General features: G+C 67.0%; 22 protein-coding genes and 1 tRNA gene. 9 read left to right on the forward strand and 14 right to left on the reverse strand.

Annotated elements, in window-relative coordinates; translation table 11 throughout:
- The first annotated feature begins 58 nt into the window (after nt 1–58).
- The 4 genes from WG924_RS15555 (at nt 59) to WG924_RS15570 (ending at nt 3,550) form a co-directional block, all read left to right on the forward strand.
- A complete protein-coding gene (locus tag WG924_RS15555) occupies nt 59–949 on the forward strand; it encodes an SDR family oxidoreductase (RefSeq protein ID WP_345933986.1) in 891 nt (296 codons plus the stop codon).
- A gap of 140 nt (nt 950–1,089) precedes the next feature.
- Nucleotides 1,090–1,719, forward strand: a complete 630-nt coding sequence (locus WG924_RS15560) for a LysE family translocator (protein ID WP_345933987.1) — start codon at nt 1,090–1,092, stop codon at nt 1,717–1,719.
- Nucleotides 1,720–1,726: 7 nt separating this feature from the next.
- Entirely contained in the window at nt 1,727–2,635 is a 909-nt protein-coding gene (locus WG924_RS15565) for a PhzF family phenazine biosynthesis protein (RefSeq protein WP_345933988.1), read from the forward strand.
- Nucleotides 2,636–2,725: 90 nt separating this feature from the next.
- The gene (locus WG924_RS15570) at nt 2,726–3,550 is read left to right on the forward strand and encodes a 5'-nucleotidase, lipoprotein e(P4) family (protein WP_345933989.1); all 825 of its coding nucleotides are present in this window, start codon (nt 2,726–2,728) and stop codon (nt 3,548–3,550) included.
- 390 nt (nt 3,551–3,940) lie between these two features.
- On the opposite strand, the gene WG924_RS15575 is transcribed toward WG924_RS15570, so the two are convergent.
- Complete coding sequence (locus tag WG924_RS15575) at nt 3,941–4,360, reverse strand: winged helix-turn-helix transcriptional regulator (protein ID WP_372045170.1); 420 nt, start codon at nt 4,358–4,360, stop codon at nt 3,941–3,943.
- Between the two features lie 124 nt (nt 4,361–4,484).
- Between WG924_RS15575 and WG924_RS15580 the strand changes: the two genes are divergently transcribed.
- The 3 genes from WG924_RS15580 (at nt 4,485) to WG924_RS15590 (ending at nt 6,616) form a co-directional block, all read left to right on the forward strand.
- Nucleotides 4,485–5,396, forward strand: coding sequence for an aromatic alcohol reductase (locus WG924_RS15580; RefSeq protein WP_345933992.1), 912 nt, complete (start codon nt 4,485–4,487; stop codon nt 5,394–5,396).
- A 155-nt stretch (nt 5,397–5,551) separates the two neighbouring features.
- Nucleotides 5,552–6,445: a DMT family transporter gene (locus WG924_RS15585; RefSeq protein ID WP_345933993.1), complete on the forward strand. Its 894-nt coding sequence runs from the start codon at nt 5,552–5,554 to the stop codon at nt 6,443–6,445.
- A gap of 9 nt (nt 6,446–6,454) precedes the next feature.
- Nucleotides 6,455–6,616 carry a DUF1127 domain-containing protein gene (locus WG924_RS15590; protein ID WP_345933994.1) on the forward strand — a complete coding sequence of 54 codons (162 nt, stop codon included), beginning with the start codon at nt 6,455–6,457 and terminating at the stop codon, nt 6,614–6,616.
- Between the two features lie 118 nt (nt 6,617–6,734).
- Here WG924_RS15590 and WG924_RS15595 read toward each other — a convergent pair.
- Nucleotides 6,735–6,824: transfer RNA gene (locus WG924_RS15595), tRNA-Ser, on the reverse strand.
- 274 nt (nt 6,825–7,098) lie between these two features.
- Between WG924_RS15595 and WG924_RS15600 the strand changes: the two genes are divergently transcribed.
- Nucleotides 7,099–7,422, forward strand: coding sequence for a hypothetical protein (locus WG924_RS15600; RefSeq protein WP_345933995.1), 324 nt, complete (start codon nt 7,099–7,101; stop codon nt 7,420–7,422).
- Between the two features lie 30 nt (nt 7,423–7,452).
- On the opposite strand, the gene lepA is transcribed toward WG924_RS15600, so the two are convergent.
- From lepA to WG924_RS15645, 9 genes are all read right to left on the reverse strand, one after another.
- Nucleotides 7,453–9,252, reverse strand: coding sequence for a translation elongation factor 4 (gene lepA, locus WG924_RS15605; RefSeq protein WP_345933996.1), 1,800 nt, complete (start codon nt 9,250–9,252; stop codon nt 7,453–7,455).
- A 94-nt stretch (nt 9,253–9,346) separates the two neighbouring features.
- Entirely contained in the window at nt 9,347–10,786 is a 1,440-nt protein-coding gene (locus WG924_RS15610; protein WP_345933997.1) for an adenylate/guanylate cyclase domain-containing protein, read from the reverse strand.
- Between the two features lie 260 nt (nt 10,787–11,046).
- Complete coding sequence (gene pheT, locus WG924_RS15615; protein ID WP_345933998.1) at nt 11,047–13,452, reverse strand: phenylalanine--tRNA ligase subunit beta; 2,406 nt, start codon at nt 13,450–13,452, stop codon at nt 11,047–11,049.
- A gap of 19 nt (nt 13,453–13,471) precedes the next feature.
- Nucleotides 13,472–14,551 carry a phenylalanine--tRNA ligase subunit alpha gene (gene pheS, locus WG924_RS15620; RefSeq protein ID WP_345934001.1) on the reverse strand — a complete coding sequence of 360 codons (1,080 nt, stop codon included), beginning with the start codon at nt 14,549–14,551 and terminating at the stop codon, nt 13,472–13,474.
- A 260-nt stretch (nt 14,552–14,811) separates the two neighbouring features.
- On the reverse strand, nt 14,812–15,180 hold the full coding sequence (rplT, locus tag WG924_RS15625; RefSeq protein ID WP_188576479.1) for a 50S ribosomal protein L20: 369 nt from the start codon (nt 15,178–15,180) through the stop codon (nt 14,812–14,814).
- 105 nt (nt 15,181–15,285) lie between these two features.
- Nucleotides 15,286–15,483 (reverse strand): 50S ribosomal protein L35, encoded by a 198-nt coding sequence (gene rpmI, locus WG924_RS15630; RefSeq protein ID WP_188576482.1) that lies wholly within the window; start codon nt 15,481–15,483, stop codon nt 15,286–15,288.
- 328 nt (nt 15,484–15,811) lie between these two features.
- Nucleotides 15,812–16,390: a translation initiation factor IF-3 gene (infC, locus tag WG924_RS15635; RefSeq protein ID WP_188576484.1), complete on the reverse strand. Its 579-nt coding sequence runs from the start codon at nt 16,388–16,390 to the stop codon at nt 15,812–15,814.
- A 269-nt stretch (nt 16,391–16,659) separates the two neighbouring features.
- Nucleotides 16,660–17,658, reverse strand: a complete 999-nt coding sequence (locus WG924_RS15640) for a glycosyltransferase family 9 protein (RefSeq protein WP_345934002.1) — start codon at nt 17,656–17,658, stop codon at nt 16,660–16,662.
- Nucleotides 17,655–18,905 carry a glycosyltransferase family 4 protein gene (locus WG924_RS15645; protein WP_345934003.1) on the reverse strand — a complete coding sequence of 417 codons (1,251 nt, stop codon included), beginning with the start codon at nt 18,903–18,905 and terminating at the stop codon, nt 17,655–17,657. Before WG924_RS15645 ends, WG924_RS15640 begins: the two co-directional genes overlap by 4 nt.
- Nucleotides 18,906–19,146: 241 nt before the next feature.
- On the opposite strand from WG924_RS15645, the gene WG924_RS15650 reads away from it, so the two are divergent.
- The gene (locus WG924_RS15650) at nt 19,147–19,989 is read left to right on the forward strand and encodes an alpha/beta hydrolase family protein (protein ID WP_345934004.1); all 843 of its coding nucleotides are present in this window, start codon (nt 19,147–19,149) and stop codon (nt 19,987–19,989) included.
- Nucleotides 19,990–20,024: 35 nt separating this feature from the next.
- Here the strand turns inward: WG924_RS15650 and WG924_RS15655 are convergent, their stop codons facing one another.
- The 3 genes from WG924_RS15655 to WG924_RS15665 all read right to left on the reverse strand — a co-directional run bounded on the left by WG924_RS15655 (nt 20,025) and on the right by WG924_RS15665 (nt 23,080).
- On the reverse strand, nt 20,025–20,792 hold the full coding sequence (locus WG924_RS15655) for a MipA/OmpV family protein (protein WP_345934005.1): 768 nt from the start codon (nt 20,790–20,792) through the stop codon (nt 20,025–20,027).
- 141 nt (nt 20,793–20,933) lie between these two features.
- The gene (locus WG924_RS15660) at nt 20,934–22,241 is read right to left on the reverse strand and encodes a sensor histidine kinase (RefSeq protein WP_345934006.1); all 1,308 of its coding nucleotides are present in this window, start codon (nt 22,239–22,241) and stop codon (nt 20,934–20,936) included.
- 53 nt (nt 22,242–22,294) lie between these two features.
- The gene (locus WG924_RS15665; protein ID WP_345934007.1) at nt 22,295–23,080 is read right to left on the reverse strand and encodes a response regulator; all 786 of its coding nucleotides are present in this window, start codon (nt 23,078–23,080) and stop codon (nt 22,295–22,297) included.
- Nucleotides 23,081–23,118: the final 38 nt, after the last annotated feature.

Here is a 23,118-nt window from a genome sequence, read left to right on the forward strand (position 1 = left end):
TAATGCGCCGGAGCAGATTTGTCCCGAGCGACGCATCGCAACACTGGAGAAAACATTCATGCGTGTATTCGTAACCGGTGCCACCGGCAATATCGGCACGGCCGTGGTCGACGATCTGATCGCCGCCGGCCATCAGGTGCTCGGCCTGTGCCGCGCCGAGGCGAAGGCCGCGGCTCTGGCCGCCGCCGGGGCCGAGATCTGTCGCGGATCGCTTCAGGATGTCGAGAGCCTGAACCAGGCGGTCGCCCGCGCCGACGCGGTCATCCATCTGGCCTTCAACCATGATTTCTCGGCATTCGCGGCGAACTGCGAGGACGACCGCCGGGTGATCCTGGCGCTTGGCGCGGCGCTGGCCGGTACCGGCCGGCCGCTCGTCGTGACCTCCGGCACCCCCATCGCCAACACCGTGCCCGGCGAACCCGCCCGGGAAGGCAATGCCATCCACGGCGCCGCGGTGCACCCCCGTGCCGCGTCGGAAGAAGCGGCGGCCGTCATCGCCGCCGCCGGGGTCAATGTGTCGGTGGTGCGGCTGCCGCAGGTTCACGATCCGGTCACCCAGGGTCTGATCACCCCGATGATCGCGATCTATCGCGAAAAGGGCGTCTGCGCCTATATCGGCGACGGGCTCAACCGCTGGCCGGCGGCACACCGTCTCGACGTGGCCCGGCTCTATCGCCTCGTGGTCGAACGCGCCGAACCGGGCGCTGCCTATCATGCGGTCGCGGAACCGGGCGTGCCCCTGCGCGATATCGCCCGGACCATCGGTCAGCGCCTGAACCTGCCGGTCACCGCCATCGACCCGCAGGAAGCACAGGGCTTCTTCGGCTGGCTCGCCATGTTTGCCGGCCACGACATGCCCGCCTCCAGCGCGATCACACGGGAAAAACTCGGCTGGCAGCCGACCGGCCCCAGCCTGCTCGCCGATCTGGAGCGGCTGCGGATCGCCTGATGCCCGCGGCGCTGACCCGACCCGACGCCCGCGGCGCTAACCCGAAATAGTGTCCCGTGACACTATTTCGATCTGCCAAAAGTGTAACACAGGCTATGACAGGGGCAGAACACCCGCCGATACAGGGGGAGACTGTCCCAATGATTGCCAGCCAGATCGCGCTCGTCTATGGCGCCTATCTTGTCGCCATCGCAAGCCCGGGGCCCAGCAATATGGCGATCATGACGACGGCCATGCGCGACGGCCGCCGCCCTGCCCTTGCCCTTGCGGCCGGTGTGATCACCGGATCGATGGTCTGGGCGGTGCTGGCGGCGACGGGTATTTCCGCGATGCTGGCGGCCTGGGCCCAGGCATTGTTCGTCATCAAGATCATGGGCGGGTTGTATCTGCTCTATCTGGCGGTGCGCGCCGGCCGCTCCGCGCTGCGGCCGGCATCGGCCATCGCCATCGCAGGCCCTGGCCGGCCGGTGGCGGCGTATCGCCGGCTCTATCGTCAGGGCGTGTTGATGCATCTCGGCAACCCGAAGGCGGTGCTCGCCTGGATCGCGATCATGTCGCTGGGGCTGCGCGGCGATGCCCCGGCCGGCCTTCTGCCGGCGATCATCGGCGGCTGCGGCCTGCTGGGCATACTGGTCTTCGGCGGCTACGCAGTGCTGTTTTCGACCGCGCCGATGATTGCCCTCTATGGCCGTTTGCGGCGCGGAATCGAGGGCGGGTTGTGCGCCCTGTTCGCCGCCGCCGGCCTGACGCTGATCACATCGGACAGGTAACCATCCCATGAGCATGACGCTTCACATGGTCGATGTCTTCGGCATGGATGCCATCTCGGGCAATCCGCTGGCGGTGGTCACCGGTGCCGGTGATCTTGCCACCGACGCGATGCTGCGCCTCACGCGCTGGTTCAACCTGTCGGAGACGGCGTTTCTGCTGCCCCCACAGCATCCCGACGCCGATTACCGGGTCCGGATCTTCACCCTGGATCGGGAGATGCCCTTCGCCGGGCATCCGACGCTCGGCACCTGTCACGTCTGGCTTGAATGCGGCGGTGTTCCAAAACACGCATCCGGGATCGTCCAGGAATGCGGGGCGGGGCTGGTCGGTATCCGGCGCGAGGCCGACCGGCTGTGTTTCGCGGCCCCGCCCCTGCTCCGCGCCGGCGCGCCATCGGCCGATGAGCTGATCGAGGCGCAGCGGTTCCTGGGGATCGACGCCCGCGACATCGTCGACGCCGCCTGGGTGGATAATGGCCCCGGCTGGCTCGGTATCCGGCTGGCCTCGGCCGACAGGGTTCTGTCGCTCAAACCGGCGCGCCACTGGCCGCGACGGATCGACATCGGCGTGATCGGCCCCCATGCGGCCGGCGGCGACACCGCCTTCGAGGTCCGCGCCTTCTTCAGCGACCATCTGGAGGCGATCGTGGAAGACCCGGTCACCGGCAGCCTCAACGCCTCGCTGGCGCAATGGCTGTTCGCGGCCGGCGTGGCCACGGCCGATTACCGCGCCGCCCAGGGTACCTGCCTCGGCCGCAAGGGCCGCGTCCACGCCAGCCGCGACAGCGCCGGCCGGATCTGGATCGGTGGTCGGACCCGCACCCATGCAACCGGCCGACTGCATGACCTTGTCGATGGCCGAGGGCAAATATCGGCCGCGTCACCAATGTCATCACCGCCATCAACGGGTCACTGACACGTAACCTTTCTCTGCCAGGATGCCCCCGAACCCGGATGTCCGGGGGCTCTTGTGTGGAGTGACATGATGAAGACTGTCTACCGGCTCTTGGCCGCATCGGCGATGTCGATGGCGTTCACCTTTGGCGCCCATGCCCAGGATGCCAATACGCTCGGCCCCTCGGGCGACGGCGTCGACAATGCGCTCATCCAGGCCGTGGCGTGGAAGCAGACGGCGGCAGAATACCGGGCGCTGTATCACCAGGGCTTCAATGTCGCCCGCATGCATGTGCAGGCAGCACTCGCCAACCGGAAAGATGGCGACAAGCCTCTTGCCGTGCTTGCCGACATGGACGACACCATTCTTCTGCCGCTGGAGTATTGGGGTCACCTGGTGGCGCACAATACCGATTATTTCGACGATGCGGTCTGGGATCGCTGGATTCCGACCAATGGTGTGGTCGCAGCCCCGGGCGCCAAGGATTTTCTCGATTTCTGCGCCAAGAACGGCGTCGAGGTCTATTACGTCACCAGCCGGGAACAGGGTGAGAAGACCTATGATTATGCCATGGGTCACCTCAAGCATCTGAACTATCCATTCGCCGACGACGATCACCTCACTGTGCTGCGCGACACCTCCAACAAGGAGAAGAAGCAGAACGAAATTATGGAGACGTTCGACGTCGTGGTCTTCCTTGGCGACAACCTGAACGACTTCCGCCGCAAATACTATCTCAAGGGCGATGTCGACGGCCGCATCGCGCAGATGGAAGCCGACCGGGATCTCTTCGGCACACAGTACATCCTGTTCCCGAACCCGACCGATGGCCACTGGCTGGCCGCCATCTTCGGCGAAAGCGAGCCGCCGGCAACCGACGCCAACCGCCTGAAAATGAAGGAAGCGGCCACGAAGACGGCCTGGGACGGCAAGTAAGCGTTGGCCTGAACGGTCATCCGACGGCCCGATCATCACAAACGGCTGCGGCGATCTCGTCGCAGCCGTTCTTGTTTGCCGGCGGTGGGAAGAACCCGTGCCGAGAAAGACGCGGATGGTGTCCTGCACCCCGTCTGAATTCTCAACCAAATCGGCCGCGAGCATGAGCGAATATTAGTACGATGAGGTCCAGGCGATCGACCGCCCGCTCGACGGAGCGGATCAGGAGGCCCTGCGGGCCTCGTCGACCTGAGGGCACTTTCCGAGGAAAAGGGCACGCGCGCGGAGTTCACGCGCCGCCTGCAGGCGATACGCGACCGTCATGCGCGGAAGGAGCGGTTGATCGAACGGCTGGCGGCGTTGGGATAGCGCCGCACGGCTTCCGGCGCGTCATCCCTGGCCGATGTCACGCCCGGCGAAGCGATCCCCGACATGACGGCCGTCGAAGCGCTCCCGTGCGGTCCTGAATGCCGCGGCATTGTCGATGACCCAGGTCCACAGCGGCATCATCCCGACCAGCAGCCCCCGCCCCAGCGCGGTCAGTGTGTAATCCACACGCGGCGGCACCTCACCATGATCGTGCCGGACGATCAGGCCGTCGCGTTCCAACTGGCGCAGGGATCGGGTCAGCATCCGCTGGGTGACGCCGTCAAGTCGCCGCGCGAGCTCGGCATGGCGCAACGTTCCCGACGCCCCCAGCGCATGGACGATGCCGAGCGACCATCGGTTGCCGGCATGGGCCAGCACCTCGCGCTTCAACCCGCCATCCTCAGCGCTCAACGCCTCGCACGCGGCCTGCGCGCGGGCCATCGCGTCGTCGAAGCTGGTATCGTCGATCGGTATCACGCGTGTGCCTTCTTTTCCGTCGGGAGCCACCGTCTCATCTGATGGCCACGGTCCATCATCTGATGGTCACGGTCCAACGGAGATAGTGATGCTGAACACCGACACCAATCCCGGCGCCACCCTTGTCATCGGCGCGGGCGAGCTTGGCATGGCCGTGATCCGCGCATTCTGCGACCGCGGTTGGGCGGACCGGGGATCTTTGAGCGTTCTCCTGCGCCCGGCCTCCGATGATCCGGCGATAAAGCGGAGAGACGCCCTGGAGCGCATGGGCCTGAATGTGGTCCATGCCGACATCGCCGAGGAAACGGAAGCGGGACTCGCCGTAGTTTTCAGGCGCTTTTCGACCGTCATCTGCTGCACCGGCTTCGTCGGCGGGCCGGGCACGCAGCGCAAGATCACCGCCGCCGTGCTGAAGGCCGGCGTCGAGCGGTACGTCCCCTGGCAGTTTGGCGTCGATTACGACAGTGTCGGCCGTGGCAGCGGACAGGCGGTGTTCGACGAGCAATCCGACGTGCGCGACATGCTGCGGGCGCAGTCGGCCACCGGCTGGGTGATCGTGTCCACCGGCATGTTCACCAGCTTCCTGTTCGAGCCGGCTTTCGGTGTGGTCGATTTTGAAACCGCCAGGGTCCATGCGCTCGGCCGCTGGGAAAACCGCCTGACGGTGACCACCCCGGACGATATCGGCCGATTGACCGCCGCCATCCTCGCCCATGAACCACGCCTGACGAACGCGGTGGTTTTCGTGGCCGGCGACACCGTCTCCTACGCCCAGCTCGCCGACATGGTGGAGCACCACCTTGGCCGCCCTGTTCAGCGCATCCTGTGGGACATAGACCGGCTGCGATCAGAGGTCGCACAACACCCCGACGACACCCTGCGAAAATATCACCTGGCCTTCGCGCGCGACACCGGCGTGGCCTGGGACAAGGCCCACAGCTTCAACGCCGCAAACGGCATCGCGGTGACCGACGTGCCGGCCTGGCTTCGGCGGCGGTAGGGCGTATTTCCTGACGCGACGTGCGACATACCCAGAACTCAGCAGCCGAACGCACCCCCATCTACGCTCAATAGTTCGGCCGATGCCGAAACATTCCGCCCCCAATTGCCGCTAAACAGAAGGACGACGCCTCTCAGGAAAAAGACGGGAACACGATGGACCGCAAGACAAATATGGCGACAGAACTGGCGCTGCTTCTGGCCCTGTCGACGCTTTGGGGGGCGTCTTATACCTTCATCAAGATCGGCGTTGAAACCATTCCGCCGGTAACGCTGATCGCGGCCAGAACGCTCATTGCCGGGGCGGTGCTCGTCGCCGTCCTCCGTCTGCGCGGGTTGACGCTGCCCACCGACAGAAAGGTCTGGGGGCGCTTCCTGTTTCAGGCCTGCCTCAACAGTGTCGTGCCGTTCACGCTGATCGCATGGGCCGAACAAACGACCGATGCCGGCCTTGCGACGATCCTCAATTCCACCTCGCCGATCTTCGCATTCCTGCTGACGGCGCTGATCACGCGCCACGAGGCCATCACCGGCCGCAAGCTGTTCGGCGTTGCGGCCGGGCTGATCGGAATATGCATGATCGTCGGTATCGAAGCGCTCGGCGGCGTCGGGCATGAGCTCTGGGCGCAACTCGCCATCGTCGCCGCCACGATCTGCTATGCCGGCGCTGCGATCTTCGGCCGGAACTTCAAGGGCCTCGATCCGATGATGCCGGCTGCCGGCTCGATGATCTGCGGCGCGGCGATCCTCATTCCGGTCAGTCTCGTTGTCGATCGACCGTGGACCTTGGCTCCCAGCGCCGATTCCGCCCTCGCGCTCCTGGCTCTTGCGGTTTTCTCGACGGCGCTGGCCTTCGTGATCTATTTCCGGCTGGTGCAAACGCTTGGCTCCGTCGGCACGACAGCGCAAGCCTATCTCCGGGTTCCGATCGGCGTTGCGATCGGCGTCCTGTTCCTTGGGGAAACGCTTTCGTCGACGGCATGGATGGGGCTGGCCTGCGTTGTGGCCGGCGTGATCGCCATGACGATTCCTGCTCGAAAGCGGGGATGATGAGCACGCATGTCATGGCTCGCCCATATCGTCGTAACGATCTTCCGCACGTGGCCGGATCGATGGCGTCAGCGCCGCGATCTCTGTGACATGACCGATGACCAGCTTCGCGATCTCGGGATCAGCAGGCGCGACGCGATGCGGGAAGGTCGCCGACCCTTCTGGCGATGACCTGTCGCAAAACAGGAAGTCGCTTGCTGCCGTCGCTCGTCTTCCAGATGCATCGGGCTGTCGCGTAGAAGCGGCGGTTTCCGGCAATGCATGGTGGGCGGGGGCAACCGGCGGCCGGTGGCGGAGGGAGTGGGATTCGAACCCACGATACGTTTTACCGTATACACACTTTCCAGGCGTGCGCCTTCGACCGCTCGGCCATCCCTCCGGCTCGGTGCGCGGTCGATTGATGCGGCGGGATGCGTGCGGTGGGCGCATTTCCCGGTCGACCGGCGGCGCGCATTATAGCTGGGCTGGGGCCAAGCGCAACCATCCATCTGTGGTAACGACACGGATTTGCGGCGGGTCGGCGGCAGGGCGGTGAGGGCGGGGCGGTGACGGCGAGGCAGCATGCGGGAAGATGCAGACAGGGTGCATGTTGCATGGCGCGGGTGATGGTCTAAGCTATCCGCCGCACCCGTCAATCGGAGAGATCCGTCCGCATGCCGGTCCGCCGCCTGTTCGCCAGCCTGTTTATCCTTGCAGCCCTTGTCCTGATCGGCCTTGAAGCCATCGATTGGTGGTATCAGGGTACATGGGAGATGATCCCGCTCTCGGCGCTCTGGGCCGCGATCGATCGCGGCAGCCTGATCGGCCTTCAGGCCGCCATCGAGAGCACACTGTGGCCGGGGCTGTGGCCGCCGGTGCGCTGGGCGCTGAACCTGCCGCTCTGGGGCTGGGCGGGGGCGCTGGGGCTGGTGTTGCTGGCAGGGAGTGGCGGGCGCGGCGATACCGAGCGCCGCCGGCGGTTCAGCCGGCGGCGATAGCCTGAAGCCCACACACCACGATGATGCGCGTCAGCCGTCGATCTTCAGCGCCGCGATGAAGGCCGATTGCGGAATCTCGACATTGCCATAGGTCCGCATCCGCTTCTTGCCTTCCTTCTGCTTGTCGAGCAGCTTGCGCTTGCGGCTGACGTCGCCGCCATAGCACTTGGCCAGCACGTCCTTGCGCAGTGCCTTCACCGTCTCGCGCGCCACCACCCGGCCGCCGATCGCCGCCTGTACCGCGATCTGGAACATCTGGCGGGGGATCAGATCCTTCAGCCGTTCGCAGATCACCCGGCCGCGGGTTTCCGACATCGCGCGGTGAACGATGATCGCCAGCGCATCCACCGGCTCCTTGTTGACCAGGATCGAGAGCTTCACGAGGTCGCTCTCCTCATAGCCCTGAAGCTGATAGTCGAAGCTGGCATAGCCGCGGCTGACCGATTTCAGCCGGTCATAGAAATCGAACACCACCTCGGCCAGCGGCAGTTCATAAACCACCATCGCCCGGCCGCCGACATAGGTCAGCTCCTTCTGACGGCCGCGCTTTTCCTCGCACAGCTTCAGCACCGCACCCAGATGGTCGTCGGGCACCATGATGGTGGCGTTGATCATCGGCTCTTCGATATGGTCGATCTGCACCGGGTCGGGCATGTCGGCCGGGTTGTGCATCTCCATGATCGAGCCGTCGGTCTTGTAGATCTTATAGACCACGCTCGGCGCCGTGGTGATCAGGTCCAGGTTGAATTCGCGTTCCAGACGCTCCTGGATGATCTCAAGATGCAGCAGGCCCAGGAAACCGCAGCGGAAGCCCAGCCCCAGCGCGGTCGAGGTCTCGGCCTCGAAATGCAGGGCGGCATCGTTCAGGCGCAGCTTGCCCAGGCTGTCGCGCAGATGCTCGTAATCGCTCGCATCCACCGGGAACAGCGAGCAGAACACCACCGGCACGGTCGGCTTGAAGCCGGGCAGCGCCGCCGCCGCCAGACGGTCTTCCTCGGTGATGGTGTCGCCGACCTGCGCGTCGGCAATGTCCTTGATGCCGGCGGTGATGAAGCCGATCGAGCCGCAGCCCAGCTCGTCGACCATCAGCGGCTTGGGTGTGAACACGCCCACCCGGTCGACCGGATGGGTGCGCTTGCTGGCCATGAAGCGGACCTTCACGCCCCGGCGCAGCGTGCCGTCCTTCACCCGCACCAGAATGACCACGCCCAGATAGGGGTCATACCAGCTATCGATCACCAGCGCCTTCAACGGCGCCGCAGGGTCGCCGGCGGGCGCCGGCAGGCGGTGGATCAGCGCTTCCAGCACGTCCTCGATGCCCATGCCGGTCTTGGCCGAAATCGGGATCGCCTGGCTGGCATCCAGGCCGATCACATCCTCGATCTGCTGCTTGATCCGCTCAGGCTCGGCCGCCGGCAGGTCGACCTTGTTCAGCACCGGCACGATCTCGTGGTCGTTATCGATTGCCAGATAGGCGTTGGCGAGCGTCTGCGCCTCGACACCCTGGCTGGCGTCGACCAGCAGCAGCGAGCCTTCACAGGCCGACAGCGAGCGGCTGACCTCATACGAGAAATCGACATGGCCGGGGGTGTCGATCAGGTTCAGCTCATAGGTCTTGCCGTTCTTGGCATTATAGGTCAGGCGCACGGTCTGAGCCTTGATCGTGATGCCGCGCTCGCGCTCGATATCCATCGAGTCGAGGATCTGTTGCTTCATCTCGCGGTCCTGAAGACCACCCAGCCGTTCGATCAGGCGGTCGGCGAGCGTCGACTTGCCGTGGTCGATATGGGCGATGATCGAGAAGTTGCGGATGTTCGCGAGATCGGTCATGGACATCCCGAAGAGCTGGCCCGAAAAGCCGGGCGGCACAGGTGTTTGAGGCTGCCCGGAACATAAGGCGCCCGCACGGTGCTGGCAACCGCGATCAGGCGGCGGTGGCCGCCGCCGGTGCCGGCACCGGCCCAGGAACCGGCCCAGGAACCGGAACGGAAGCCGGGGCGACAGCCGCAGCCGGTTCCGGCAAGGTCACGATGTCGGCGGCGGGCCGCAGGGGCCTGGTGGTGGTGGTCACATCACCCCGGGCCGCATGGCCGGTGACCGCATAGAGCTGCATGGGTTCCGACTTGCCGGCCAGCCAGGTCGGCGCCAGCCGTTCCAGCAGGAACCCGTCGCCTGCCCGCATCACCACTTCGTCCGACACCACCAGATCGCGGCCATGCTGCTTGCAGGCGGCCTCGATCCGGCTGGCGGTGTTGACGGTATCGCCGATCACGGTGTGTTCAAGCCGCTCAGGGGTGCCGATATTGCCGACCAGCGCGGGGCCGACATGCACGCCGATATCCTGGGCCAGCGGCACTTCGCCCGCGGCCGCGCGGCGGGCATTCAGCCGGTCCAGCGCCTCACGCATGGCAAGGGCGGTTTCCAGCGCCCGGCGGGCCGGGTTCACATCCGGCTCGGCCGAACCGAAGGTCACCATGATCGCGTCGCCGATGAATTTATCCAGCGTGCCGCCATGGGCGAAGACCACCGCCACCATTTCCGCATGATAGCTGCGCAACAGGTCCAGAACGTCGGCGGGTGGCATCTGGGCCGACAACCGGGTGAAGCCGCGGATGTCGGCGAACAGGATCGCGACCTCGCGGACCACGCCGCCGGGCCGGAAGAAATCATCGCCGCCCTCGGCGATCCGGGCGGCCACCGCCGGCGAGAAATAGCGCCGCAACTGATCCGAGGCATGTTGCAGGCGCACGGCCTGCACCGCCATGCCGCGCGCGACCCGGGTCATCACCGCCAGCAGCAGCGCCACGGTCAACACGATCACGATATCGGCCGTCACCAGCCGTGGGGCCACGCCCAGACCGGTCATCGCCGCCAGCGGATCGGTGGTGATGGCCGTGCGCGGATCGTTGAGAATCGCGCCGGCGAGCACCCCATAGATGATGGTGAAGGCGCCGGCGATCACCAGCGGATATGCCGGCCGGAACGCCAGGGCGTTGACCACCATCACCATCAGCACGCCGACCGTCATCCGGGTCTGCAGAAAGAATTGCGGCCCCACCACCTGATCGGCGCCGGTGCCGATATACCAGATCACCGGCAGACCGCTCAGCACCAGCACATCCAGCACCGCCGCCAGATAGCCGGTCATCTGCGGACAACCGTGGCGATCCAGGCGGATCAGCAGCAGCAGCGTGCCGAGCGCGGCACCGCCGCACAGCGCCGCCACCATCACCAGCTCACGCACCGAGTGATACAGCAGCACATGCAGCGCGAACACGATTGCAAGCATACCCAGCCGCGCGACCAGCGCAAAGCGCACGCCGCGCTTCTCGCGCGCGAGAAGCAGTTGATCGACTTCGGACATGCGCCGGAACGCCTTTGCCGGGCGGTGCAGAACGGAAAACAGCGGCTTGAACCAACTGGCGGAGGTGACTGGCATATGGGGGCCGGCACGGCAGGCATCAATCCCGCCATCGCGCCGCACATGGCCGATGCATGACGGGTTCATGACGTTATACGAGACCGCCGCCGGTTTCCGATGCGTGAAAAACGCAAGGGTGAGGCCCTGATCCACAGAGCCTCACCCTTGGCGTCCGTCCGGCCATTGATGGCCATTGCCGATGCTTAGCTGCGCAGCGCCGCCCCGGTCGCCTTGGTCACCGCCGCCACGATCCGGTCCGACACCGCCTGGATCTCGGCATCGGTCAGCGTGCGGTCAGCCGGCTGGAGCGTGACCGAGACCGCCAGCGACACCTTGCCGGCGCCAAGCCGTTCGCCCGCGAAGCGGTCGAACACCGCAACATCGCTGATCAGCTTGCGGTCGGCGCCCCGCACCGCCTTGACCAGCTGGTCGGCGGCAACCCCCTCGTCAACCACGAAGGCGAAGTCGCGCTCGACAGCCTGGAAATCGTGCAGCACCAGCGCCGGCCGCGCCCGGCCGGGCTTGCGCTTCGGCTCGGGCAGCGCGTCCAGGTCCAGCTCGAACCCAACCGCCGCGCCCTTGATGTCATGGGCGTCCAGGATCAGCGGATGCAGCTCGCCAAAGGCGCCCAGCGTCAGCTTGGGCCCCAGCCGGATCACGGCAGACCGGCCGGGATGGTAGTGAGCCGGCGCCTGCCCCTGCACCACCTGCACCTTGTCGGCATCCAGCCCGGCGGCAGCCAGCGCCGCCAGGATATCGGCCTTGGCGTCGAACACATCCACCGCGCGCGGCCGCTCGGCCCAGTTGCGCGGGCCGGTGCGGCCGGTGCGCAGACCACAGGCCATGGTCCGCTGATCGTCGGGTGCGACACCGCGCCAGCCCGGCCCCACTTCGAACCAGCGGCTGTCGGTCTCGCCGCGTGCCGCGGCGCGCCCCGCCGCCATCACCAGCGAGGCCAGCGGCGTCGGCCGCATCACCGCCAGATCGGCCGAAATCGGGTTCAACAGGAACAGGGCATCATCGCCGCCACCGAAACGGCGGGCATCGGCTTCGGTCAGGAAGGAATAGTTCACGGTCTCGGTCAGGCCGCGCGCCGCCAGATCGCGCCGCACCCAGCCGGCGCGCAGACGCCGGCCCGACGCGGCGGTGCGGGTCACGACATCGGTGCGCGGCAGCGGCAGCGCCGGCACGCTGTCATAGCCGGTGATGCGCAGCACCTCCTCGACCAGATCGGCCTCGCCTTCCACATCCTGGCGCCAGCCCGGCACGGTCACCTGCCAGACATCACCAGCGCTGCGGTCGACGGCGAAGCCCAGCTTGTCCAGAATCGCCGCCTGCTGGTCCGTGGCCACGGTGATACCGCCAAGCGAGGTCACCCGCGCCGGGCGATAGCCGATCACCCGATCGAAAGCCGGCACGGTGCCGGCCAGCCGGATCTCGCTTGCCGTGCCGCCGGCCAGGGTCAGGATCATCGCGGTCGCGATCTCGGTGCCGGGCAGCACCGATGCCGGGTCGACCCAGCGCTCGAACCGATAACGGGCGTCGCTCAGGATGCTCAGCGCGCGGCCGGTTTCCGCCACCCGCTTCGGGTCGAACCAGGCGCATTCCAGCAGCACGTCGGTCGTGGTCTCGTCCACGCCCGACAGCGCGCCGCCCATGATGCCGCCCAGGCTCTGCACGCCGGCGTCATCGGCGATCACCACGTCGCGGCCGGCGGCGAGCGTATAGCTGCGCTCGTCCAGCGCCGCCAGGGTCTCGCCTTCCGCGGCGGCGCGGATCACCAGATTGCCGGCCAGCTTGTTCGCATCGAAGACATGCAGCGGCCGGCCCAGATCCTGCGACACGTAATTGGTGATATCCACCAGCACCGAAATCGGCCGCAGACCCACCGCCATCAGCCGGCGCACCATCCAGTCGGGCGACGCGCCATTGGTGACGCCGCGGATCAGCCGGCCGGCGAAGACCGGGCAGCCATCGCCATCCTCGATCCGGATATCGACCGGACAGGGGAAGGCGCCGGGCACCGGATCGACCGTCAGCGGCTTCAGGGCGCCAAGGCCGGCGGCGGCGAGGTCGCGGGCAACGCCGCGCACGCCCAGGCAGTCGCCGCGATTGGGGGTGATCGCGATCTCGATGACCGGATCGTCCAGGCCCATCAGCGATGCGAAGGGCACGCCCACCGGTGCGTCGGCCGGCATCTCGATGATGCCGTCATGCTCGTCCGACAGGCCCATCTCGCGCATCGACACCAGCATGCCGTTGCTCTCGACGCCGCGGATCTTCGACGGCTTCAGCACCAGACCGGTGCCAGGCACCGTCAGGCCCGAGCGCGCGAACACCGCCTTCATGCCGGTGCGGGCGTTGGGCGCGCCGCAGACAACCTGCTGCGGCTCACCGTCGCCCGTGTCAACCCGGCAGACGCGCAGCTTGTCGGCATCGGGGTGGGGTTCGGCCGATATCACATGGGCGACCGTGAACGGCGCCAGCGCCGCGCCACGATCGGTGATCTCTTCCACCTCCAGGCCGACCGCGGTCAGCGCCAGCGCGATCCGGTCCAGATCGGCATCGGTGTCGAGATGGTCCTTCAACCAGGACAGGGTGAATTTCATCGCGGGGTGCCCCTCTGAATTAGCGCGTCAGCCCGCCGGCAAGCGTCGGCAGATCGGCGGCGGCGAAGCCGTAATGCTTCAGCCAGCGCGGATCGCTGTCGAAGAAGGTGCGCAGATCCGGCACCCCGTATTTCAGCATCGCGATGCGCTCGATCCCCATGCCGAAGGCGAAGCCCTGATACTCCGCCGGATCGATGCCGGCCATGGTCAGCACCTTGGGATGCACCATGCCGCAGCCCAGGATTTCCAGCCAGTCGCCGAAATTGCCGATCTTCAGCTCGCCGCCGCCGCGCCCGCAGCCGATATCCATCTCGGCCGAGGGTTCCGTGAACGGGAAATAGCTGGGGCGGAAGCGCACCGGCAGATCGTCGACCTCGAAGAACGCCTTGGCGAACTCGATCAGGCAGCCCTTCAGATGCGCCATGGTGATGCCGCGATCGATCACCAGCCCTTCGACCTGATGGAACATCGGGGTATGGGTCATGTCGCTGTCGCTGCGATAGGTCCGCCCCGGCGCGATGATCCGATAAGGCGGGCGCCCGCCCTCCATGGTCCGGATCTGTACCGGCGAGGTATGGGTGCGCAGCACCAGATTGGCACCGTCATCGGCCGTGCCGCGCACATAGAAGGTATCGTGCATCTGCCGCGCGGGATGCTCCGGCGGAATATTCAGCGCGGTGAAGTTGTAATAATCGGTCTCGATCTGCGGACCTTCGGCGACCTGGAAGCCCATATCGGCAAAAATCGCGGTCAGCTCGTCGATCACCTGCGAGATCGGATGGATGCGGCCCTGCGGCTCGGGGCGCGCGGGCAGGGTCACATCGATCCGCTCGGCGGCCAGGCGCGCATCCAGTGCCGCCGCCTTCAGCCCGTCGCGGCGTGCATCCAGCTCGCCCTGCAGGGCGTCGCGCAACTGGTTCAATGCCTGCCCCGCCGCCTTGCGCGCCTCGGGCTCCAGGGCACCCAGGCCCTTCAGCATCTCGGTGATGCGGCCCTTGCGGCCGAAAGCCTGGACGCGCACCTCTTCCAGCGCGTCAAGATCGGCGGCAGCGGCGATGCGCGCGCCGATCTCGTCCTTCAGGCGGTCGATATCGGTCATGGATGCCTCGGAAGTCGTGGGTCTCTGGGCCAGGGGGGCGGCGGATGGGTCGCGGGCATGTTTGCCTCCGGCCGGCGGCAGCATGCGCGATGACCGGTTGCGGTTCAATGACACAGGCGCCGGTTCACGCCGTTCACGCCTGGGGCTGAACGCAAAACGAGGGGCCCCGCAGACGCGGGCCCCCTCGCTTCGATCGGCTGCGTGATGACCTGGAACCGGTCACCCGCGCCCGGACAATGGCGCCGGGCGGGGTTCTGGTCTCAGGCAGCGGCCTTGGCGAGAGCGCTCTGCGCCTGCTCGACAAGGCTCTTAAACGCCGCAGGCTCATTGACCGCCAGATCCGACAGCACCTTGCGGTCCATCTCGATCTCGGCGGCCTTCAGGCCGGCGATGAACTGGCTGTAGGTCACACCCAGTTCGCGGGCGCCTGCGTTGATCCGCTGAATCCACAGCGCGCGGAACTGGCGCTTGCGGACGCGGCGGTCGCGATAGGCGTATTGCAGGTTCTTGTCGACGCGCTGCTTCGCGGCGCGGATCGTCTTGGACGAGCGGCCGCGGGCGCCCTCGGCAAGCTTCAGAACCTTCTTGTGGCGTGCATGAGACGTCACGCCGCGCTTTACACGGGCCATCGTCAATTACTCCCGATGGAAATCATGGGGGCCGGCCGCATCACTGCGGGACCGGCTGCTCTCGTCGGAATTCGCTGCTGCCCGAATGATCAGGCGCCCGAATACTCAGGCATAGGGCAGGAACTGCTTCACAATCCGCGCATCGGCCGCCGTCAGGATCTGGGTCTTGCGGCTGTTGCGCTTCTGCTTCTGCGTCTTCGACGACATGCAGTGACGATGGAAGGCGCTGGAGTGACGGACCTTGCCGGACGCCGTCAGGCGGAACCGCTTCTTGGCGCCGCTCTTGGTCTTCATCTTTGGCATTTTGCTCTCCGTGGGGTCAGGTCGCGATGCCGATCGCGCCCGGATCCCTCAAGGAACGAAGGACCGGCCGGCGGCAAGGCGGAGCAGGGGTGGCGGACGGGCATGCCAGAAGCCACGGCCACCACGACACGTCGAACCGGTACAGAGACCGGTCCGGCCGCGTGATCGAAGCCGGCTTTATAGCGACGTGGCCGGCACTTGGCAAGCGCCACGGCGGCCGCATGCCAATCTTCCGGGCATGGGTCGCAAAAACACGCGCGGGCCGGCACCGGGGCCATCATGGTCCCGATGCCGGCGCAAGCCGGATGTCTCCGGAAAATCGGTCAGTTCATGCCTTCTCCGCGGTCTTCTCCGCAGTTTCGGCCTTCTCGCCCGGCTGGACGAGCGGTGCGAGCACCATGGTCATCTGACGACCTTCCAGGGTCGGGCGCTGTTCGATCTTGCCCAATTCGACAAGATCACCCGACACCCGCATCAGAACCCGCATGCCAAGATCCTGGTGAGTCACCTCACGACCACGGAAGCGCATGGTGATTTTCACCTTGTCGCCCTCGGTCAGGAACTTCACGGCATGCTTCATCTTGACGTTGTAGTCATTGTCGTCGATGTTCGGCCGGAACTTGAGTTCCTTGATCTCGATCGTCTTGTGCTTCTTCCGGGCTTCCTGTGCCTTCTTCTGCGACTCGTACTTGAACTTGCCGTAGTCGAGAAGTTTGCACACCGGAGGCTCGGCCGTCGCCGCAACCTCGACAAGATCCAGACCTGAGTCAGCAGCTCGGGTCAGGGCCTCGTCACGGGTGACGATTCCGATCATGGTGCCGTCGGCGTCGACCAGACGCACTTGCGGCACGCGGATGGCTTCATTGATGCGATGGGCGTCGCGATTCGCGTTCGGCGCCACCGGCATTGGTCTTCTAGCGATGGTCAGTCCCCTTTCGATTGCCGACCGGATGTATCCCGCGTGACCCGGGTGAGCCGTCGCTCCCCCCCTTCATCCGATGCGTCACCAGCAGGTGGCGGGCCACCGATGCGGATAACGGAAAACGGACTGCCGGGGGGAGGCAGGTCACGGGGTCTGGTGCGGGGTCGACGCGCACCGGCGCGTCGCCGATATGACAGAAGGATAGTCACGGTCGGATGTCGCGCAAGTCTTTCTTCGCGGACGACTTCCGACCATCACAGGTCAAGCAGGCGGCGGATCGCCTTCGAGACGTCGCTGACCGGCAGATCGGCAAGCCGATCGGCCCGCAGCCACGATGCCCGCGGCCCCCGTGGCCGGGTGAGGACCGGGTCGCTTTCCGCCGAGAACAGGCTGAGCGACGGGCAGCCGACCGCCGCGATCAGGTGCATCGGGCCGGTGTCGTTGCCCACGGCCACCGCCGCCCGCCGCGCAAGTGCCGCGATTTCGGCGAAGCTGGTCCGGCCTTCAAACGACATGGCCCGGGGCTCGGCCGCGGTCACGGCCCTGATCGCGTCGGCTTCCGCCCGCGTGCCTAACAAGATGGGGACGATCCCCTGATCTGCAAGCAGGCGCGCGGTTTCGGCGTATTGCTGTGGCGGCCAGCGCTTGCCGGGGCGGTGGGCGGCACCGCCCGGCACCAGCAGCGCGAAGCGCATCGGCAGGTCGAACGACGTCAGATCGGCCCGCAGGAACGACAGGTCCGGCGCCGGCACCCGTGGAATGCCGGCCATGGCCAGTTGTTCCGCCTGCCGCTCCACCGTGTGCATGTGGTCGCGGCCGGGGTTGGCATGGGGGTGGGAACAGCCCGGGGCGATGCCCGACCAGTCGGGCCGTGGCTTGCGGAACAGCCGGTAATAGCGGCTGCTGCGATCGCTGGTCTGAAGGTCATAGACGCGGTCGAAGCCGGCATCGTTCAGGCGCCGGCGCAAGCGCCCGATCGCGCCCAGTTGAAACAGGCGCGGCCGGTCGTCGATCCAGATCTCGTCGAACAGGCCGCTCGCCTCCAGCAGCCCGGCATAGGGTTTCGTCGTCAGCAGGGTGACGCGGCCCAGCGGATGCGCCAGCCGGATGGCCTTCATCGGCCCCAGCGCCAGGATCACGTCGCCAAAGGCCGAATGCTTGATCACCAGCACCCGCGCCGCCGGGTCGATGCCGGGCAGCGCCGGCAGCACCGGCTGGGCCACCGGCGTTTCAGGCCCGCTGGTCATGGTCATCGTCCGGCCGCCTCTTCGATCCGTGCTACGCCGGCGATCCGTGGTACGGCGGCACGTGTCAGCAGCGCCTCGTCATACACGGCCCGTGTTGCCGCCTGCATCCGCGCCAGGGTGAAGTGGCGGTCGACATGGGCGATCATGGCACGCGCGGCGCGCGCGCGCACCTCGCCGGGCATGTCCAGCGCCGCCGCCAGTGCCTGGGCCAGCGCACCGGCATCGCCCGGCGGCACCAGCGCGCCACCGACATTGCGCGCATCAACGGTTTCACGCGCACCGCCATGATCGGTGGCGATGATCCAGCGGCCCATCGCCTGGGCCTCCACCGGAATGCGGCCGAACGCTTCCGGCTCGGTGGCCGGCGACACCACCACATCGGCCAGCATATAGGCGGCCGGCATGTCGCGTTCGGCCTCGGCGATGCCCACCACATCCTGAAGCCCGCGGGCGCGGATCCCCTGCTCGATTTCGGCGCGATAGCTTGCGGTGCCGGGGGCCGCCCCCACCATGACGCATTGAATGTCGCGCCGGCCCAGCGCCGCCAGCGCGTCCAGCATCACCATATGCCCCTTCCAGCGGCTCAGCCGGCCGGGCATCAGCACCAGGGCGCGGGTCTCGTCCAACCGCCAGCGGCGGGCGAGCGCGATGATCCGGTCGGCCGGCACCGACGCCGGATGAAATCGGGCGATGTCCACACCGCGCGGAATGGTGCGGATCACCGCCGGGTCGACGTCATAAACCTGGCGCAGATGATCGGCGATGAAGCCTGAAATCGCGATCAGCGGCCGGCCGCGGGTCATCACCGCGTTATAGCGGCGCTTCAGCCAGCTCCCATGGCCATAGGTGCCGTGAAAGGTGGTGACGAAGGCGGCGCCCATGCGTGCTGCCGCCATCTCGGCGCTCCAGGCCGGCGCGCGTGACCGGGCATGGATGATGTCCACCCCTTCCGCCGCCGCCAGCGCCGCCAGCCGGGCGGCATTGGCGCGGATCGTCCAGGGACGCTTCGACGCCAGCGGCAGGGTGACATGCCGGCCGCCCAGCCGTTCGAGCTCCGCCACAAGCGGCCCGCCCTCCGAGGCCACGATCGCCCGCCAGCCCGACGCCACCAGCCCGGCCGCGATATCGACCGTCCCGCGTTCCACGCCTCCCGGCCCCAGTGCCGGCAGAACCTGCAGCACGGTCCGTGGCAATCGCCCCCCGCCGGGGATGCCGGCAATGGCTGGCGTTGCCGCGGGATCGGGCACCGTCATCGGACGGTCGTTTGGGATTGGGGCGCTCTTGCTGCTAGGATCGTCCGATTGCACCGGATCACAGTCTCCATGGGCTGGCCGGTGGCCGTCATCGCCCACCGCGCTCACAGACTACACGAGGCGGCCGGCCGGCAGAAGCATGGCATGACATCGCCTCACATGCGCGGCGCCGGCGCACATCCGCCGCCCACCCGTCACGCCGCCCGCCCGTCACACACCCAACGCCATCACGGAGGATAGCGTGCCCGACAGACTGCCCCCCGCCACCTGGCCCGCCACGCCGGCCGGCGCCGCGCCTCATCCCGCCGGCCAGGACGAGGGCCGCATCGATCGCGGCGACGGCGTCGCCCTGGCCTATCACCGCCATCTGCCCAAGATGTGGGCGCCCGGCCCCGGCATCGTCTTCCTGGGCGGTTTCCGCTCGGACATGACCGGCACCAAGGCCATGGCGCTCGACACGTTCTGCGCCCGCACCGGTCGGCCCTATCTGCGCTTCGACTATTCCGGCCACGGCGCGTCGGACGGCGCTTTCGAGGATGGCTGCATCAGCCGCTGGGTCGATGACGCGCTGGTGATGATCGACCGGCTGACCGACGGGCCGCTGGTGCTGGTGGGCTCCAGCATGGGCGGCTGGATCATGCTGCGCGTGGCGCTGGCCCGACCCGATCGGGTCAAGGCGGTGATCGGCATCGCCGCCGCCCCCGATTTCACCCAGCGCCTGATGTGGCCCGACATGACCGCCGACCAGCAGGCGGCCCTGCTCCGAGATGGCCGGATCGAGATCCCGTCGGCCTATGATCCCGAGCCCACCGTCATCACCCGGCGGCTGATCGAGGACGGCCGCGACAACCTGCTGCTCGATGGCCCGATCCGCTTCGACGGCCCGGTGCGCCTGCTTCACGGCCTCGACGACCCGGACGTGCCCTGGCGGCTGTCGCTGGATACGGCCCAGGCGCTGACCGCGCGCGATGTCCGGGTCGAGCTGGTCAAGGGCGGCGATCACCGCCTGTCGGAACCAGGCGACATCGCCATGCTGACCCGCACCATCGACGAGGTCGCCCGCCTGGTGGTGGAGGCCGACTGAGCGATGCCGCCGGCTTGAACGACGGCGCCGAGGGGTCAGAACCGGTAGCCGACGAAGAAGCCGACTTGCGGCTGCACCTTTTCCACGGTGATCGGGCTGTCGGCGGCATCGCCCATCAGATATCCCACCCCGGCATGGGTTCGGGTGAACCAGCGGTCCGAGATCCGCCAGGTCAGCGCCAGATCGAGGTCGGCGCGCTTGAAGCCGGCTTCGGCCTCATAGGCCTGCAGACCGGACCGGGCGGCCTGTTCGGGCGTGATGCCGAAATAGGTCGACATCTCGTCGTCGCTGGCCCAGGTCGCCGACAGCTCGGTCGACAGGCTCACGCTGTTCGAGAGCTGATGGTCGAACGCGATGCCGGGGCTGATGGTCATGCCGTCACCACCACCGAAATCCTGCTCCAGTTCGGCGCCGATGCTGACCGTCCCCAGGCCACGGTACCGCCCCAGTTCATAGCTCGCGAACAGATTGCCCTGGGCGGCATCGTCGATATCGCCCAGCCCGCGCAGCCGGTCGTTGTCATCCTCGTCCCGGCCCGGACGATAACCCAGCGCCAGCCCCATGGTGAACCGGTCGGTGCGGATGACGTTGACGCCGAGCCCGCGCCGGACGTCGAAGAACACCCGGTCCTTCCACTCCACCGAGACGAAGGGGATCGGCTCCACCGTCATCTCGTCGCTGCCCTCGTATTCGGGCGTCAGCAGGGCACCGGCACCAAGCGTGACACTCCAATTGCCGCGCCGCTCAGGCTCCGCTCCGGCGGCGCAAACCGGCACCGCCATCACCAGCAGGGCTGGAACCACAGCACCGCGTAAATAATTTTGCCCGGCAGAACGGCGCGTGATAGTTGTCACAACCAACGGCAGGGTCTCGTTCATCTGAAGCTCCATGTCCTGCATGTACGGCCTGCAGAATACGGCCGAACGAAGCCCGTCCGCACCTTGCTATGATGTTAAGAAATGTTGCGCTGCGGCCGGCAGAAACAGCCTTGCCACCAGCCCGCCTTCCGGCCGGTCGTTCAGGGCGATGTCGCCGCCATGCAGCCTCGCCGCATCGCGGGCGATCGACAAGCCCAGGCCGAAGCCGTCCTGGCCGGCGCCGCCCCGGGCACTGTTGCCCTTGAAGAACGGCTCGAACACCCGTTCGCGCAGATCCGCCGGAACGCCCGGCCCGTCATCGGCGACCACGATCTCGATCCCGCCATCCACGCTGCGCAGGCCGACCACCACGGTCCTGCCACCGTGTTTCACGCCGTTCTCGACCAGATTGCCGATCGCGCGGGAAACGGCGCCGGGTCGGCAGGTCCAGGTCAGGCGGGCCGGCCCGTCATAGCGCACGCCATGGCCGACATCGGCGAAGCCCGAACAGATGGTGGTGATCAGGCTCGGCAGGTCGCAGCGGATCATCTGGCCGGTCCGGGCATCATCCCGCAGATAATCCAGGGTCTCGTTCAACATCCGGCCGATCTGGTCCAGATCGGTCAGCATGGCCGATCGGATCGCCGGATCGGCGATCTGCTCGGCCCGCAGGCCCAGCCGGGTCAGCGGTGTGCGCAGATCGTGGCTGATCGCCACCAGCATGCGGGTGCGGTCATCGATCAGGTTCCGGATGCGCGTGCGCATGCCGTCGAGCGCCGCCGCGACCCTCACGATCTCGCGCGGGGCCGGCCGGCTCAGCAGGCGGTCATCCGATGGCGACTGCCCGAACGACACCGCCGCATCGGCCAGCGCATCCAGGGGCCTCGCGATCCAGCGGCGGGCATAGGCCTGCAGCAGAACCACGAACAGCGTCACGATGATCAGCGTCCCGCCACCGATTTTGACCACCTCGCGCCACAACACCATCTGCAGCGGGATCCGGAATACCAGATGCGCATCCTCCGCGACCGGAACCATCACGGTCTCCACATCGTCTCCCCAGGACTGGTCCCACACCGCCACGTCCATTCCCCAGCCATACGCCAACCGGAACGTCACGGAGCGCAGCGGCGGGCTGTCGCGACGCCCCGGTGGCGGGGGCCCGTCGACCAGTGCCACCTCCATGCCATGGCCGCGGGCTGCCTCGACAATCCGCATGGCGTCGTCGCGATTTGGCGATGCCTCCACCAACTGAATGATCATCGCGACCCGCGCCGAAATCACCGACCGGCTCGCGTCCGGACCGCTTTCCCACAACAGCATCATGATGGTGGTTGCCAACACGGCGCCCGCCACCACCGCCACGGTCACGATCGCGGTGATCTGCGCGGTCATGCCGCGCGGAACCAGATACCGGGCAAGGCATCGCGACCAGGCCGGCCGGCGGCTCAGCACGGCCGCACCATCGGCGTGAACACATATCCGCCCAGCCGCACGGTGCGGATGAATTCAGGCTCATGCGGCACCGGCTCGATCTTCTGCCGGATGCGGCTGACATGAACGTCGACGGTCCGGGTCTCGGCTCCGGCCAGCCGGCCATTGGCCCGCTCGATCAGGAAATCGCGCGACAACACCTGGCCGGGATGACGGCAGAAGGCGGCCAGGATATCGAATTCAACGCTGGTCAGCGCCACCCGCACGCCATCGGGATCTTCCAGCACCCGGGCGGCGAGATCGATCCGCCAGCCGGCGAAGCCGAGCGGCGGCGGGCGCAAGACGGTCGCCTCCTGCCCCGCCGCCATCGCCGCCGTCATCCGGCTGCGGCGCAGCAAGGCGCGGATCCGCGCCACCAGTTCGCCGGAATTGAACGGCTTGGTAACATAGTCGTCGGCGCCGATATCCAGCCCGGCGATGCGGTCGCCGTCTTCGCCACGCGCGGTCACCATGATGATCGGCATCGCCGACTGCGCGCGCAGCCGCGCGCAGATGCTGAACCCATCTTCGCCCGGCAGCATCACATCCAGCACGATCAGATCGATGCCACCACCGGCCAGAACCGCGTCCATCGCCGTGGCCGATCCCACCGCCCCCGCCCGGAACCCGTTTGTCGTCAGCATATCAACCACAAGCCGCGCGATGCCCGGATCGTCCTCGACCAGCAGGATGCCCGGTTCAGGGGCATCCGGCAGAGGACCATGCGGGGCCGGATCTGCGGGGTCATGGATGATCGACATACCGCCATCCTGCACGAGCCGGCAATCGCGGTCTCGCC

It is taken from the genome of Tistrella arctica (assembly GCF_039630945.1).
Classification (GTDB): Bacteria; Pseudomonadota; Alphaproteobacteria; order Tistrellales; family Tistrellaceae; genus Tistrella; species Tistrella bauzanensis.